The sequence below is a fragment of the Azohydromonas lata NBRC 102462 genome (genome assembly GCF_001571085.1).
Lineage (GTDB): Bacteria > Pseudomonadota > Gammaproteobacteria > Burkholderiales > Burkholderiaceae_C > Azohydromonas > Azohydromonas lata.
Map to the genome: position 1 here is coordinate 69149 of NZ_BCTC01000003.1, position 14964 is coordinate 84112.

Consider the following 14964-nt stretch of genomic DNA (forward strand, 5'->3'; position numbering starts at 1 on the left):
CCGCACTTGATGACGACTTCCGCCTGCCGCGCCGCCGCGGTGCTGTCCCTGTCCGCCGTGCTGCTGGGCTGCGCCAGCGCGCCGCCCTCGGCCAGGCTGCTGGCCTTGCCGACGCTGGGCGAGCCGCCCGCCGGGGCCGCGGCACCGGCCGTGCAGGCTGCGCAGCCGGAGGCGCCCCCGGCCGCCGGCCCCGTGCTGGTGGTGCGCCGGGTGCAGTTGCCGGAATACCTGCTGGCGCGCCGGGTGCGCTACCGCGCCGCCGACACCACGGTGGACGACTGGCCCGGCACCTTCTGGGCCGAGCGTATCGAGGTGGGCATGACGCGCGAGCTCGCCAGCGAGCTGCGTGCGCGGCTGCCGCTGTGGACGCTGTGCAACGCCACCTGCAACACCAATGGCGACGGCGGCACGGAGGCGGCGCAGCCGCGGGCCCATTCGCTGCGGCTGGAGTTCTCTCCGCTGGACTACCGGCGCGACCGCCACGAGCTGGTCGCCGTGGTGCGCGGCAGCCTGGAAGCGCCGGACGGCACGCCGCTGCAGCGCCTGGAGCGCCGCTACGTGCTGTCCGCTGGCGCGGACACGCCGCAGGCGCATGCCCAGGTGCTGGGCGAGCTGCTCAGGCGCGTGGCGGCGGACGTGGTGCCGCTGGCGGCGGCCGTTTCGACGGCACCGGCCGCCCCCGCCGGACAAAAGTCATTTTAATTTTCCGTCCCCATCAACCATTCTTGGGGGGACGGCCCCTGCGGTGTTTTCGTGAGACCGGATTCTCGGAGTCCGGTTGAATGAGTCCGCCATCGCCATAATCAATTTTCGGGCCGCCTTCATTTTCCTGTTTGCCCGGCCGATTTTTTCATGGCCTCACTGGAAGGGGAAGCGATGAAATATATTGGCATTTGTGGCCGCGGCGCGCTGCTGGCCATCGCCGTTGTTTTGCCCGCCATGGCGCAAGCGGCCGAATCCAATTCGGCCACCACCACGCTCGTCAATCCCGGCGCCGCCGAGAAAAGCCAGTTCGGCGCGGCGGACAAGATTTACACGCCAGAGGAAATCAGAAGCGCCAAGCCGCTGGAATGGGCCCCGGCGCCCAACGCCGACCCGCGCTATCAGTCCGGCAATACCTTCAGGGAGGAACCCCCGCCGGTGACCGAGCCGCCGCGCACGCGGCGCCCGGGCGCGCCCAACGCCAACGGCGAGCGCGAGGCGCAAAAGGCCTTCTCCGAGCAGTGGCGCATGCTTTATGAAATGGACCGGAAAAACCGCAGCGCGCCCGCCCCGGGCAGCGGGGCCGGCAGCGGCAGTACCGGCACCTCGGCCGGGTTTTCCGCCTCCGGCGACGACCCGGTGAAGGACAGCATCGATTTCGGCACGGCCGACACCTACACCGCCTACCTCGGCAATTACTGGCTCAACCAGCAGCAGGCCTATCCGTGGAAAGTCATCGGCAAGCTGCTGATTGACGGCGGCGGTTATTGCACGGCGCAAAGCATCACCGGCGCACCCAAGAACATCATCGTCACGGCGGCGCACTGTGTTTACGACGTGGGCCGCGGCTTCAAATCCGGCTGGACTTTCGTGCCGGCCGAGCGCAACGGCGCGGCGCCTTATGGCCAATATCGATGGGCCTCGGCGCGGGTATTGAATGCCTGGATTTCTGGCGGCGGGCGGCGCAACGACGTGGCCATCATCCGGCTGCAAAACAATCCCACCACGGGCCGCCCGGTGAGTTACTACACGGGCTGGCTGGGCTGGCGCATGAATTTTCCCTACGTGCGCAACCTGCACTCCATAGGCTACGCCAGCAATATCTCCACGCTCTACACGTCCATGTGCACGGCGGAAACGTATTCGGCGAGCTGCGAGGGCACGGACGTGCTGGTCAAGGGCTGCAACATGACCTACGGCTCCAGCGGCGGCGCGTGGATCAGCAACTACAAGCCCTACCAAGTCAGCGGCTACGTGGAAGGCGTGGTCAGCGGCCCGTCCTGCACGGGCAGCTTCGGCAACACCTACGTGGCGCCGCATTTCAGCTCGGCCAACTTGGGCGTGCTGTGCTCGGCCGAGGGCGGCTGCACCACGCCGTGAGCGGCGCCCGCCGCCGGGTCAGGACAGCGCCTGCACGCCGCTGATGAGAAGGCCGTCGCGCGGCAGCGCGGGCAGCCGCGACATGTCGAGGCTGAGGTCCTGCTGCGGCACCTCGCAGCGCATGCGGTGCAGCAGCCAGTCCAGCGACAGCATCATCAGCGCGATGGCCACGCCCTCGCCCGGGCAGCGGTGGTGGGCATGGGGCTCGGCGCCGCCCTGGGGGATGAAGTCGTAGGCGCCGGGCTTGCGGGCAAGAAAGCGCTGGGGGCGGAACTCGTCGGCATCGTCCCAGCTGCGCGGGTCGTGGTTGGTGCCGTAGAGGTCCAGCAGCGCCAGCTCGCCGCGGGAGAAGTGGTAGCCCTGCCATTCGAAGTCGTGCCGCACCCGCGCGGCCACGGCCGGGAAGAAGGGGTACCAGCGCCGCACCTCCTGCACGAAGGCCTGCGCATAGCGCATGTCGCCGCCCGCGAGGCTGTCGCTCAGCGGCTCGCGGCACTGCGGCGCCATGTGCAGCGCGTGCGCGGCCTGGGTGATGAAGACCGACACGGCCACCGTGGGCCGCAGCAGGTTGATCAGCTCGACCGCGGCAATGCGCGGGCGCAGCACCTTCCCATCCTCATCCCTGTGCAGGGCCACCGCCTCGGCCGCGCTGCCCTCGGGCAACTCCACCCGCCCGGCGCGCGCCTCGGCCAGCAGGTGCGCCAGCCACGATTCCAGCGCCATGCGCGCCAGCCGCGAATGCAGGTGGCTCAGCGGCGGGCCGGCGGCCTGGTCGAAGAGGGCCACCAGCTCGCGCGTGCGCAGCGCCACCTGGGCCGGCGCCAGCGGCACGCCGGCCCAATGGCACACCGCCCGCGTGAGCATGGGGTGCAGCGCGGCGTACAGCGGCACCCGCGGCTGCTCGGCCCAACGCGCCAGCTCGTGCTCCCATTCGTGCGACACCTGCCGCACCAGCGCCGCGACCTGCTCCGGCGCGAGCACGCGCATGAACAGCGCCTTGCGGCGCCGGTGCGCCGCGCCGTCCAGCCCCTGCACGCCGCCCTTGCCGAACAGGGTGGCGCGCAGCGGCTCAGGCGCGGCGCCGGCGCGGCAGAACAGCGACTCGTTGTAGAACAGCTCGGCCGCGCGCGGCCCGGTGAAGCACAGGGTCTGCCGCAACAGCAGCCGCGCCTGCACGACCTCGCTGCGCAACTGGCGGCAATTGCGGGCAATGAACCGGTAGGGATCGGCCAGGAAAGCCAGGCTCTGGTCCCAGCCGCTGACTTGGGGTATGCGTCGCATGGCGGCGGTGAGGCAAATCGCATTCCGGTGGCCGCGCCGCGACGGGGCTTTCCGGGGCAGGTGAGCCTTTTCCCAGGAAAACGCTGGGATTCAGGTCTGGATTTGCAACTGCTGTGTCCCGCTTTCGTCCTTGAGCGCCACGCCGCTGGTGCCGCGCGCGCGCGCCGCGCCCAACAGCCATGCCAGCCGCCGCGCGGCCCATTCATACGGCAGCCCCTGCGGGCGCACGTTGGAGATGCAGTTGCGCTCGGCGTCGACGCGGCCCACGCGTGGTGCCCAGGTGAGGTACAGGCCCAGGCTGTCCGGCGCGGACAGGCCCGGGCGCTCGCCCAGGAGCACGGCCACGAGCGAGGCGTTCAACAACTCGCCCACCTCGTCGCCCAACGCGACGCGGCCCTGTTCGACCAGGGCGATGGGCGCCAGGCGCCAGGGCGTGGCGCCCTGCGCCAGGCGCGGCAGCAGGGCTTGCAGCAGCGGCGGCGCGTGGGCCTGCACGGCTTGGGCGGAAAGGCCATCGGCCAGCACCAGGGCGAGGTCAAAGGTTTCACCTGGCGCGGCCAGTGCCGCCAGGCGGTTGCGCGACGGCCCGTCCAGCCGTCGGCCCAGGTCGGGGCGCTGCAGGTAGGTGGGCCGGTCGGCGGCGGCGCTGTGCAGCGCCACGCAGGCAAGGCCCAGGGGCTGCAGCGCCTGGGCCAGCGCGGGCAGGTCCAGCGCCTGGTGCACCGCGTCGCGGGCGCGGGCATGTGCAAGTTGAAACTCCAGTTGCGCGGCGGTGCCCTGGCTCACGCCCGCACGCGGCAGGCCGATGCGCGCGGGGGTGTGGCGGCGCAGGGCGGTCCAAAGGTCGGCGGCGCCGGACGGGGGGGCTGGAAGCTTGGGATCGTTGGGAGGCGTTGCCGTCATGAATCCACTCCTTTCACACGCCCGGCAGCAGCGCCTGCGCGAATCCGGCCGGCACGCCTTCCAGCGGCCGTCCCTGGTCGTCGGCGAAGCCCATGCGCTGCAGCCAGGCTTCGAACTCCGGCGCGGGCCGCAGCCCAAGCACGCGGCGCAGGTACAGCGCGTCGTGGAAGGAGGTGCTCTGGTAGCCCAGCATCACGTCGTCGGCGCCGGGCACGCCCATCACGTAGTTCACGCCGGCCACGCCCAGCAGCGTGAGCAGCGTGTCGGCGTCGTCCTGGTCGGCCTCGGCGTGGTTGGTGTAGCAGACGTCGCAGCCCATGGGCAGGCCCAGCAGCTTGCCGCAGCAGTGGTCCTCCAGCCCGGCGCGCTGTATCTGCTTGGCGTCGAACAGGTACTCCGGGCCTATGAAACCCACCACGGTGTTGACCAGCAGCGGATCGAACCGCCGCGCCACGGCATAGGCGCGCGCTTCCAGCGTCTGCTGGTCGCAGCCGTGGTGCGCGCCGGCCGACAGGGCGCTGCCCTGCCCCGTCTCGAAGTACATCACCTGCCCCTGTCCGCGGCCCAGCGCCAGCGCGGCGGCCTGGGCCTCGGCCAGCAGCGCGAGGTCGACGCCGAAGGCGCGGTTGGTGCCCTCGGTGCCGCCTATGGACTGGAACACCAGGTCCACCGGCGCGCCGCGCTCCATGGCCTGCAGCGTGTTGCTCACGTGCGTGAGCACGCAGGACTGGGTGGGAATGCCGTGGCGCTCGATCACCGCGTCCAGCAGTTTCAAAAGCGCCGACACCTGCTCCACATCGTCGCCGGCCGGGTTGATGCCTATCACCGCGTCGCCGCTGCCCAGCAGCAGGCCGTCGAGGAGGGCGGCGGCGATGCCCGCGGCATCGTCCGTCGGGTGATTCGGCTGCAGCCGCGTGGCCAGCCGGCCGGGCAGGCCCAGGGTGGATCTGAAACGCGTGACGACGCGGCACTTGCGCGCGACCTGGATCAGGTCCTGGTTGCGCATCAGCTTGGAGACGGCCGCCGCCATCTCCGGCGTGAGGCCGGGGGCCAGCGCGGCGAGCGCCTGGCCCGTGGCTTCGTCGCCGAGCAGCCAGTCCCGGAAGCCGCCGACGGTCAGATGGCCCACGGGGGCGAAGGCGGCGGCGTCGTGGCGGTCGAGGATGAGGCGCGTGACCTCGTCCTGTTCATACGGGACGACGGCTTCCTGCAGGAAGCGCGTGAGGGGCACATCGGCCAGCGCCATCTGCGCCGCCACGCGCTCGCGCGCCGAGCCCGCGGCCACGCCCGCGAGCCGGTCGCCGCTGCGCTCGGGGCTGGCGCGCGCCAGCAGTGTGCGCAGGTCAGGGAAGGTGAAGGTTTCGGTGCCGATGCGCTGGTGGTAGGCCATGCGCCGCAGTATGGGCACGGCTTCGTGGCGGCCGGTGCGCCGCCGCGTGAAACCCTGGCCGCGGCCGGTGCGGCGGCGGCCAGGCGCAGGCTCAGTCCGGCCGCAGCCCGGCCAGCACCTGGCGCTCGAACACGGCAGCCAGCGGCTCGGTTTCCGGCAGCACGTAGATCACGCCGCGCTGGCGGCCGAGCACGGGCTCCACCACGGCGACGAAGAAGTCGGCGTCCAGGATGACGCAGCCCAGCGAGATGCGGTTGTCGGCCGGCGTGCTGGAGGCCAGGCGCTGGGCACGGCGCTCGCGCGCGGGGGCCGGGCGCAGGCGGTGCAGCGCCAGACCCTCCTCGTAGTCCATCCAGACGACGCGCTCGCCGCTGAGGTTGCGGCCGGGCTCGGTGTCGAAGCGGCCGGCCGGCGTGGTGCGTTCCTCGGGGCGTATGGCCGAGAGCGGCTTGCGACCGACGCCGCGCACGGCGTGGTCGCCGGGCTGCAGGCCCAGCAGCACGGGTGCGGCACCCAGCACGCTGCCGTCGCCGGCGTAGAGCACCAGGCGCGCGGACTTCTTGTCCACCACGGCGAAAGGGCGCCGCCGGTGGTCGTTGCTGTCGATCACGCCGCGCGCGAAGCGCTGCAGCTCGTCCTGGCCCCCGATGGCCGGTGCCGCGCGCGGCTGCCGCGCGGCGGCGTCGTCCGGCAAGGCACGGCTCCAACCTGGCGTGGACCACAGCAGGCCCACGGCCAGCGCGCACAGCGCTCCCCTCAGCATTGAACTTCCCCGTCAGGTGGCGGCGCGTTGGGCGCCGTTGCACAACCCGGGCCGGGCGCCCGGTTCTTTGCGTTGATGCTAGGGGAAAAAGCGCAAAACCCCGCATTGGCGGGGTGGTCGCAGCGCGAATCAGTTCACGATGCGGGACGTTGCGTCCCGTTGTGTGAATTTGCTGACCGTGCGTGCCGGTCAGCCCTGCCGCGGTCCGCGATGGGGCCGCGGCGGGCGCGGCGGCGTCAGCGGGAGCGGATGGCGCCGCCGTTGTCGCCCATTTGCGGGCGGCCCTGGCGGTGGGCGGGGCCTTCCTGGTCGGACGGGCCGGACGGGTTGCCGTGGGCCGGGTCGCGGCTGTTCTCGTAGCCCTTCCAGGTGTTGTCCAGGGTGGCCTGGGCCTGTTCGGCGGCGCGCACGGCGTCCTTGTCGTCGGGGTTGACCTTGGGAACCTTGGGTGAGTCGGACATGGCTTGCTCCATTGGGGTGTTGCCCTGGGTCGCGGCAAGCCGCGTACCCCTTGTTCGCGCAGGCATACTCGTTCCTGGCCTTGCGGGGCGGCGTGCCGGCTGCTGCGGCACGGCGCTTCAAGAAGAACGACAAGGCACTGATCACCCCCGCATGCCCCTGCCGTCCCTGCATCCGCCCAAGACGGACTTGCGCGACATCGTCCGCGCCCCGCTGCTGCTGCTGGTAGGCGGCTGGGTGCTGTCGGCCGGGTTGGGCGCATGGCAGTACCGGGCCAACCAGGCGATGGAGCGCAGCCGCGCCGAGCAGTTGACGCAGCGCGCGGCCGAGCAGGTGCGTACGCGCATGCGCACCTACGAGTTCGGCCTGCGCGGCGCGCGCGGGGCCGTCATCGCCGCCGGGATGGACGAGATCTCGCGCGAGCGCTTCCACCAGTACGGGCTCTCGCGCGATCTGCCGAGGGAGTTTCCGGGCGCGCGGGGCTTTGGCTTCATACGCCGCGTGCTGCCGCAGCAGGAGGCGGCCCTCGTGGAGGCAGCGCGGCGCGACGGGGCGCCGGACTTCCACATCCGCCAGCTCACGCCGCATGGCGACGTGCGCTACGTCATCCAGTACATCGAGCCGCTGCACCACAACGAGGCCGCCGTTGGGCTGGACGTGGCCTCCGAGCCCAAGCGCCGCGCCGCGGCCGATGCGGCCATGGCGAGCGGCGAGGCGCGCATCACGGCGCCCATCACCATCGTCCAGGCCACGGAGAACCCGCAGCGCGCCGTCCTGGTGCTGCTGCCCATCTACCGCGGCGTGGTGCTGCCGCCGCCGCAGCAGCGCCTGCAAGCGCTGCTGGGCTGGGCCTACGCGCCGCTGGTGATGGACGAGGTGATGCGCGACTTCGACTACGACGACGACGAGTTCGCGCTGGCGCTGCGCGACGTCACCGTGGCCGGCGCCGCCGAAGGTTTCTTCACCTCGGCGCAATGGCGCGAGGGCGAGGCGGCGGGTCCGCACCACCAGATGCGGCTGACCGTGTTCGGCCGCATCTGGGAGCTGGACCTGCAGCCGCGCCCGGCCTTCAGGCGGGGCTTGAATTTGCCCGACCCCGGGGTGCTGACGCTGACTGCCGCCGGGGTGTCGGTGCTGCTGGCGCTGCTGCTGGGCGGCAGGCAGCGCGCGGTGCTGCGCGAGCGGCTGATCCAGTACCAGCGCGCGCGCATGGCGGCCATGGTGGAGGGAGCGCAGGACGCCATCGTCGGCCACGAGGCCGACGGCTCCATCACCGAGTGGAACCCCGCCGCCGAGCGGCTGCTGGGCTGGAGCGCGGTCGAGGCGCTGGGCCGCGACCTCTACGAGCTCGCGCTGGACGACGCGCAGCGCGAGCGGGTGCGCCGCGCCGGCGAGCAGGCGCTGGCGGGCAAATCGGTGTCGCCCTTCGACACCGTGCTGCGCCACCGCGACGGGCACCCGGTGGAGGCCTCGCTGTCGCTGGCGGCCATGCGCGACGTGGACGGCAAGCCGCGCGGGCTGGCCAGCACGCTGCGCGACGTGCGCGAGCAGCGCCAGGCGCAGGCGCGCATCCTGGAGCTCAACGCCACGCTGGAGCAGCAGGTGCAGCAGCGCACCGCGGAGCTGCGCGTGCTGGCCGCGCGGGAGCGGGCCATCCTGGACGGCGCGGGCAGCGCCATCGTGGCCACGGACGCAGGCGGGCTCATCACCCTCTTCAACCCCGCTGCCGAACGGCTCACGGGCTACGCGGCGGCGCAGGCGCTGGGCCGCCCGGCCCAGGCGCTGCTGCTGGACGCGGCCGAGCTGCAGCAGCGGCTGCAGGCGCTGCGGGCGGAGCTGGGCCGCGCGCTGGCGCCGGGCGAGGTGTTTCTCGCCCGCTCGGGCACGGGCGACAACGGCGAGTGGCAACTGCTGCGTGCCGACGGCTCGCGCGTGAGCGTGCTGCTGGAGGTGCGCACGCTGCGCGACGAGCGCGCGCGCACCGTGGGCCTGATCTACGTGGCCGTGGACCTGACCGAGCGCAAGGCGCTCGAACAAGCCCTGGAGCAGCGCACCGCCCAGGCGGAGGCCGCCAGCCGGGCCAAGAGCGCCTTCCTGGCCAACATGAGCCACGAGATCCGCACGCCGCTCAATGCCGTCATCGGCCTGAGCCACCTGCTGCAGCAAATGCCGCTGCAGGGGCGCCAGCGCGAGTTCGTGGGCCACATCGCCGGGGCGGGCCAGCAGTTGCTGGCGCTGGTCAACGACGTGCTGGACCTCTCCAAGATCGAGGCCGGCGAGATGCGGCTGGAGGCCGTGCCCTTTGCGCTGGGCACGCTGCTGGACGAGGTGATGGCCCAGGCCCGCGTGCAGGCCGACCAGAAGGGCCTGACGCTGGCGCTTCATGCCCCGGCGCAGCCGCTGGCGGCGCTGCGCGGCGACCCGCTGCGGCTGAAACAGGTGCTGCTCAACCTGCTGAGCAACGCCTTGAAGTTCACGCAGCAAGGCGGCGTGACGCTGCGCGTGTTGGCGTTGCCGGTGGAGGGGCCGGGTCCGGTCCAGGGCTCGCGGGTGCGGCTGCGGCTGGAGGTGGCGGACACGGGCATAGGCATCGCGCCGGAGCTGCAGGCGCGCATCTTCGAAGCGTTCACGCAGGCCGACAGCTCCACCACGCGGCGCTTCGGCGGCACGGGCTTGGGGCTGTCCATCGTCCGGCGGCTGGTGTCGATGATGGACGGCGAGCTGTCGCTGGACAGCGCGCCGGGGCGCGGCAGCACGTTCACCGTGCAGGTGACGTTGCAAATGGAGGAGGCGGCGCCTGTGGCCTGAGCGCCGGCAGCCGCATCGTTCACTGCCGTGCCCGGCGGACCCCCATTGAATGGGCGGGATCGTTCAGATTTCTGAACGATGCGGGTTGCGAAAACGTGGCGCCGCGCCCTCTGTAGGAGGTCCGCTTGCGGGCCGAATGGCAGGACGACAGGGCCGCCGCGCCAGTGGTCCAGCCGCGAGCGGGCCGCCTGCAAGCGGATGTCGGCGCCGCCCGCTTGCCGGCTTCAGCGCCGCCCGCCAGCGCGCCGCTGCCACAGCGGCTTCTTGCCCTTGAGGTGGCGCTCGATCCCGTCGTTCAGCCGCGAGCGCAGGTCCTGCACCGCGTCCACCTCGCCGTAGACGCCAGGGAAGCGCAGGTCCAGCCACAGCCACAGGCTGCAGCCGCGCAGGGCCTGCTCCATGCGGTCCAGGCGGCTGTGCTCGTCCACCTCGCGCAGGAAGGCGGGGCTGCCGGCCTCGCCCGTGGCGGCGTGGTGGTGGGCCCAGTCCAGGAACTCCTCCACCAGCGCCGCGGTGCGGGTGTCCACCGGCGCCTGGGCGTAGATGAAACGGTCGCGCAGCGACAACCGCCCGCCCGCCTCGTCCAGCAGCCCGGCGATCTCCAGCATCTGGTCCAGCTCGGCGACGGCAAAGTGCGCGTCGTCCAGGCGCAACTGCTCGATGAAGATGCCCAGCACCGTGCGCAGCTTGTTCACGCCCAGCCGCGCGGCGATGGTGTTGACATGCCACCAGCCCGGCGCCACCGGAGCCTTGAAGTCGCGCGGCGCCTTGGGAACACGCGGCAGCAGCTCCTTGAGCACGCGCAGCGCCGTGGGCTCGGCCTCGCGCAGCACCCCTGTAAAGCCTTCGTCGTGCAGGCCGTAGCGGCCGGCGCGACCGGCGATCTGGTGCACTTCCGAGACGTCCAGCGGGCGCTCGGTCTGGCCGTCGAACTTGTTCAGGGTGGAGAACAGCACGCGGCGTATGGGCAGGTTCAGGCCCATGCCGATGGCGTCGGTGGCCACCAGCACGTGCGCCTGGCCCTCGGCAAAGCGCTCGGCCTCGCGGCGGCGCACCTCCGGCGGCAGCGCGCCGTAGATGACGGCAACGGGATGGCCGTTGTCGGCGATCTGGTCGCGCAGCATGAGCACGTCGCGCCGGCTGAAGGCCACCACCGCGTCGCCGCGCTTGAGCGCGCCGATGGGCACGGGCTGCGACATCAACTGAACGTGCTGCTTGCGCTCGAAGTGGCGCACCTTGCACTGCTCGCCGCACAGCTTCAGCAGCCGCTCGATGGCGGGCACGGCGTAGGCCGAGCAGATGACGATGACCTCGTTGGCCGGCACGCCCACGATCGCCTGGGTCCAGGCCCAGCCGCGGGCGGCGTCGAAGACCATCTGGGCCTCGTCGATGACGGCCACGTCTATGGGGCGCTGCGTGCTCAGCATCTCTATCGTGCTGCTGACCACGCGGGCCTGGGGCGCGGGCATGTTCTCCTCGCCCGTGAGCAGCGAGCACGGCACGCCGCGGGCCATGAGGCGGTCGCGGCCTTCCAGGGCCAGCAGCCGCAGCGGGGCGAGGTAGGCGCCGTCCATCGCCTGCGCCAGCCGCTCGAAGGCCGCGTGCGTCTTGCCGCTGTTGGGCGGTCCGACGTAGAGCGTGACGCTGCGCTGCATCTGGCGCGCCAGCGAAAAGCTGTCCGGGTAGCCGCGGAAGGCCAGCTCGGAGGTGAGGCCGGCCAGGGTGTCCATTTCCGCGGCGCGGTGCTCCCAGCGGTCCTGCGCGCGGGTGAGCGCGGCCAGGAGGGCGGGCAGCGACATGGGCGCGGCGCATTCGGCCTGCAGCCGCGGCAGCAGGGAGTCGAGCTGTTTCGGGTGGCCGCTGGCGCTGCGGTCCACGAGCTTTTGAAGGTGGCTGCGCAGCTCGCCGGCCTGCGGGTGCGCCGAGGGCTGGCCCAGGTTGGCCAGCAGCACGCGGCGGTCGCCCGTGCGCAGGAAGTCCCACAGCGGGGCTTCGTCCACGGGGACGCGGTGGGCGACCTGCAGCGTCCAGGCGGGCTCCTGCAGCACCAGCGGGTGGTGCAGCAGGCGCTGCCAGCCCTGGCCGGCGCGGGTGATGCCGAGCTGGTCCAGCGCGGCCTGGCGTTCCAGCATCAGCGCGCGGACCTCGGGGCCCGCGCCCACGTCGTCCAGGTGGCGCAGCGCGGCGGCGACGTGGCCGGGATGTATCCAGCGGCTGGGCCGCCCGCCCGCGGCGGCGCGCGCGAGCTGGATGAAACCCAGGCGTTCGAGGTCCGGCGGGGGCTGGTCGTCGCCCTCGGTGAAATCGGCCGGCTTGACCACTTGCGGCAGCAGGTAGGCGGCGCGGCGCAGCCGCTCGACGTCGGCCGGTGCGATGCCCGCCGGGATGCGCGCGGCGTGGTGCGGCTGGGGCAGCTTGAGCTCTTGTTGTTGCACTTCTGTCATGGGCCGGATTGTGAGGCTGAAGAAAGGCCGCTCCGACGGCGGCACAATGCGGGGTTTTGCTTGCTCGCTCCGCTGAAGAGCCTGCCCATGACGAACTCCGAGACGCCCGCAACGCCGACTCCCGCCGACGCAGGGCCCACGACCGACCGACCCGCAGCCGACCCGGTTCAAACGCCGGCTGCCGCGCCCACCGCGCCGGCGGAATCCATCAACGAAGCGGCTGCCCCGGCTGAGGCGCCCGCACAAGCGCCCGCGGACGAAGCTGCTGCCCCGGCGCCCGCTGAGGCACCTGTCGCTGCCCAAACGCCGGCCGAGCCCGTTGCCGAGAGCCAAGCGCCTGCCGCTGTGGCGGCCGAGGCCCAGGCGCCAGCGGAAGCTGCTGCCGCCGCTGAAGGCGAGCCCGCCGCAGCCGAAGCCGCCGCGCCGGCCCAGGGTGAGTCCGCTGCCGCCGTGCCCGCGGCGCCGCGGTTTGACCTCGCCGCCGCCGCCAAGGACCTCGCTGAAGCCTTCCCGGCGTTGTTCGGCGGCAACGGCCCTGTGAAGCCGCTGAAGCTGCGCATCCAGGCCGACATCCAGCAGCGCGCGCCCGGCCGCTTCACCAAGGGGCTGCTGTCGGCCTTTCTGCGCCGGCACACGGGCAGCACGCCTTACCTGGTGGCGCTCACGCGCGCCAAGGAGCGCTTCGACCTGGACGGCCAGCCCGCCGGCGAGGTAAGCGACGAGCACCGCGAAGCCGCCCAGCAGGAAGTCACGCGCCGCCGCGAGCTGCGCAAGGCGCGTCAGCAGGCCGAAGGCGCCGCGCGCGGTGCGCAGCCGGGCCTGCCGCCGGCCCAGGGCGAAGGCGCCGGCGCACCCCGTCCGCCGCGGCCTCCGCGCCCCGAAGGCGGCCGCCGCGAAGGCCGTCCGGGTGGCGGCCAGCCGCGCCAGAGTCAAGGCCCAGGGCAAGGCCAGGGTCCGCGCCAGGGCGGTGAGCGTCCGCCGCGCGAAGGGGGCGACCGCCCGCCGCGCCGCGAGGGTGACCGTCCTGCCCGCCGCCCCGAGGGCGAGCGCGCGGCCGGTGGCGCCGCACCGCAGGGTGATCGCCCGCCGCGTGGCGATCGCCGCCCGCAGCAGGGCCAGCCGCGCCGCCCCGAAGGCGGCGCCGGCCAGGCACCGCGCGGCCGCGACGACCGTCCCCCGCGCCGCGAGCGCGAAGGCGGCGGCCGCCCCGAGCAGCAGCGCCGTGCCGAAGGCGCGCCGCAGCACGCCCGTGGTGAACGCTTCGACGCGCCGCGCCGCGAGGCCGAGGCGCCTATCCGCGAGACCGATCCGGTCCGCCGCGAGCGCGCCCAACTGCTGCGCGATTTCGAGCGCACCACGCTGTCACCGGCCAACTTCTGCGTGCTCAAGGGCATCAAGCCCGCGGCGCTGGACGAGCAACTGGCCCTGGCCCGCCAGGAAGCGCGCGAGCGCATGGCCCCGCCGCCGCGCCGCGACGAGCGCGCGCCGCGCGAGGGCGGTCGCCGCGATGCCGCCGTTACCGGCCAGGGCGCGAGCCCCAAGGCCGATGCGCCGGCTGAAGCGCCCGCGCCGGAAGCTCCGGCCGCGCCCGCCGCCGACGGCGGCAACGAGGCGCCGCAGGCCTGACGATGCTGCTGCGCGAGCTCGTCGCTCGCGTGCCCGCCCCGGGGCGGCTGGAAGAGATCTGGCTGCGCCCGGCGCGCGGGACGGCGGCGGTGGGCGTCGCTGAAGCCGTCGCCATGGACAACCGCGGGCTGCAGGGCGACCGCAGCGCCGCGGGACGCGGCGGCGGGCGCCGGCAGGTCACGCTGATCCAGGCCGAGCACCTGCCGGTGCTGGCCGCGCTGCTTGGACGCCCGGCGCTGCCGGCGTCGCTGCTGCGGCGCAATCTGGTCGTTTCCGGGTTGAACCTGCTGGCCGCGCGCAGCCCGCTGCCGGCCGTGCCCTTGCGGCTGTGGCTGGGCGACGAGGTGGAGCTGGAAATCACCGGTCCCTGCGAGCCCTGCTCGCGCATGGAAGAAGCGCTGGGCCCCGGCGGCTATGCCGCCATGCGCGGCCACGGCGGCGTCACGGCCCGCGTGCTGCGCGGCGGGCGGCTGCGTGTGGGCGACGCGGTGCGCTGCGTGGTGGCGGACGCCGCCGCGCCATAAGCCAAAGAAAACGCAACGAAGAAGACGCTGCCTCGCCTGAGCCGGAATCCATCCGGGGCGATGCCGGGCGGGCGCTGCGCGGCCCGCGAGGCGGCGGCTGAAAGCGTCAGCCGCCTCAGCGCATCAGGCCGCCGCGCCGGGCAGCGCGATGGCGGGCGGGCCATCGGCCTCCACCGCCTCGCCGGCCGTCAGCCGCGGGCCCAGCGCCAGCGCCTTGCACGATGGCTTGCACACCATCTGCACGCGACCCAGGATGCGCTGGCTCTGCAACTGGTCGGCCGAGCGATGCTGGCCGCACTTGAAGCACGAGCGCGTCTGGCCGCGTCCGCTGAACGGTGAACCCGACACCTTGCTGGCATAGCGCAAGCCGTCGTCCTTGATGCGTGTCGTCGTGTCCTTGGTGGTCATGAGCGCGGCGTCCAGTGCGGTTCCATTGTCAAGGGGTTGCAACACGTTGGATACGCATCACAGCCTAAAACACGGCAAGCATGCACGCTTGGCGCGATTGATTTGCGTCGCTGCTTTCCAACAAGTGCAATCTCACTTTCTCTTTGAACTAACAACCTGCGGTTTGACTACAAACAACTGTTGAAAGGCCAAGTGTTCGTTTGAGAGCAATGGGGACGACTTCAAACATCACTTACTTCTACCTATTCCTCCTTTCAATAGCCCAGCCCGGCAGAT

General features: G+C 72.4%; 12 protein-coding genes. 5 read left to right on the forward strand and 7 right to left on the reverse strand.

Translation table 11 applies throughout. The features are described from left to right. The first annotated feature begins 9 nt into the window (after positions 1–9). Both ALA01S_RS02185 and ALA01S_RS02190 read left to right on the forward strand, forming a co-directional pair. Positions 10–702, forward strand: coding sequence for a PqiC family protein (locus ALA01S_RS02185; RefSeq protein ID WP_169805834.1), 693 nt, complete (start codon positions 10–12; stop codon positions 700–702). A gap of 150 nt (positions 703–852) precedes the next feature. After that, positions 853–2082: a trypsin-like serine peptidase gene (locus ALA01S_RS02190; RefSeq protein ID WP_157118705.1), complete on the forward strand. Its 1230-nt coding sequence runs from the start codon at positions 853–855 to the stop codon at positions 2080–2082. Between the two features lie 18 nt (positions 2083–2100). On the opposite strand, the gene ALA01S_RS02195 is transcribed toward ALA01S_RS02190, so the two are convergent. From ALA01S_RS02195 to ALA01S_RS02215, 5 genes are all read right to left on the reverse strand, one after another. Further along, positions 2101–3363, reverse strand: coding sequence for a cytochrome P450 (locus tag ALA01S_RS02195; protein ID WP_066331412.1), 1263 nt, complete (start codon positions 3361–3363; stop codon positions 2101–2103). Between the two features lie 90 nt (positions 3364–3453). Then, positions 3454–4266 carry an ethanolamine ammonia-lyase subunit EutC gene (gene eutC / locus ALA01S_RS02200; protein ID WP_066331418.1) on the reverse strand — a complete coding sequence of 271 codons (813 nt, stop codon included), beginning with the start codon at positions 4264–4266 and terminating at the stop codon, positions 3454–3456. Between the two features lie 13 nt (positions 4267–4279). Beyond that, entirely contained in the window at positions 4280–5656 is a 1377-nt protein-coding gene (locus ALA01S_RS02205) for an ethanolamine ammonia-lyase subunit EutB (RefSeq protein WP_066331610.1), read from the reverse strand. 91 nt (positions 5657–5747) lie between these two features. After that, positions 5748–6419, reverse strand: a complete 672-nt coding sequence (locus ALA01S_RS02210) for a hypothetical protein (protein ID WP_157118706.1) — start codon at positions 6417–6419, stop codon at positions 5748–5750. A 236-nt stretch (positions 6420–6655) separates the two neighbouring features. Then, on the reverse strand, positions 6656–6880 hold the full coding sequence (locus tag ALA01S_RS02215; RefSeq protein ID WP_066331421.1) for a hypothetical protein: 225 nt from the start codon (positions 6878–6880) through the stop codon (positions 6656–6658). Positions 6881–7031: 151 nt separating this feature from the next. Here ALA01S_RS02215 and ALA01S_RS02220 point away from each other — a divergent pair, with 151 nt between their 5' ends. Then, on the forward strand, positions 7032–9686 hold the full coding sequence (locus ALA01S_RS02220; protein WP_066331422.1) for a sensor histidine kinase: 2655 nt from the start codon (positions 7032–7034) through the stop codon (positions 9684–9686). A gap of 224 nt (positions 9687–9910) precedes the next feature. On the opposite strand, the gene ALA01S_RS02225 is transcribed toward ALA01S_RS02220, so the two are convergent. Continuing rightward, complete coding sequence (locus ALA01S_RS02225) at positions 9911–12130, reverse strand: helicase-related protein (protein ID WP_066331424.1); 2220 nt, start codon at positions 12128–12130, stop codon at positions 9911–9913. Between the two features lie 87 nt (positions 12131–12217). Between ALA01S_RS02225 and ALA01S_RS34345 the strand changes: the two genes are divergently transcribed. After that, complete coding sequence (locus ALA01S_RS34345) at positions 12218–13756, forward strand: ProQ/FINO family protein (protein ID WP_084267134.1); 1539 nt, start codon at positions 12218–12220, stop codon at positions 13754–13756. Positions 13757–13758: 2 nt separating this feature from the next. Next, complete coding sequence (locus tag ALA01S_RS02235; protein WP_066331436.1) at positions 13759–14280, forward strand: MOSC domain-containing protein; 522 nt, start codon at positions 13759–13761, stop codon at positions 14278–14280. Between the two features lie 123 nt (positions 14281–14403). Here the strand turns inward: ALA01S_RS02235 and ALA01S_RS02240 are convergent, their stop codons facing one another. Continuing rightward, positions 14404–14688, reverse strand: coding sequence for a hypothetical protein (locus ALA01S_RS02240; protein WP_238455667.1), 285 nt, complete (start codon positions 14686–14688; stop codon positions 14404–14406). Positions 14689–14964 lie beyond the last annotated feature (276 nt).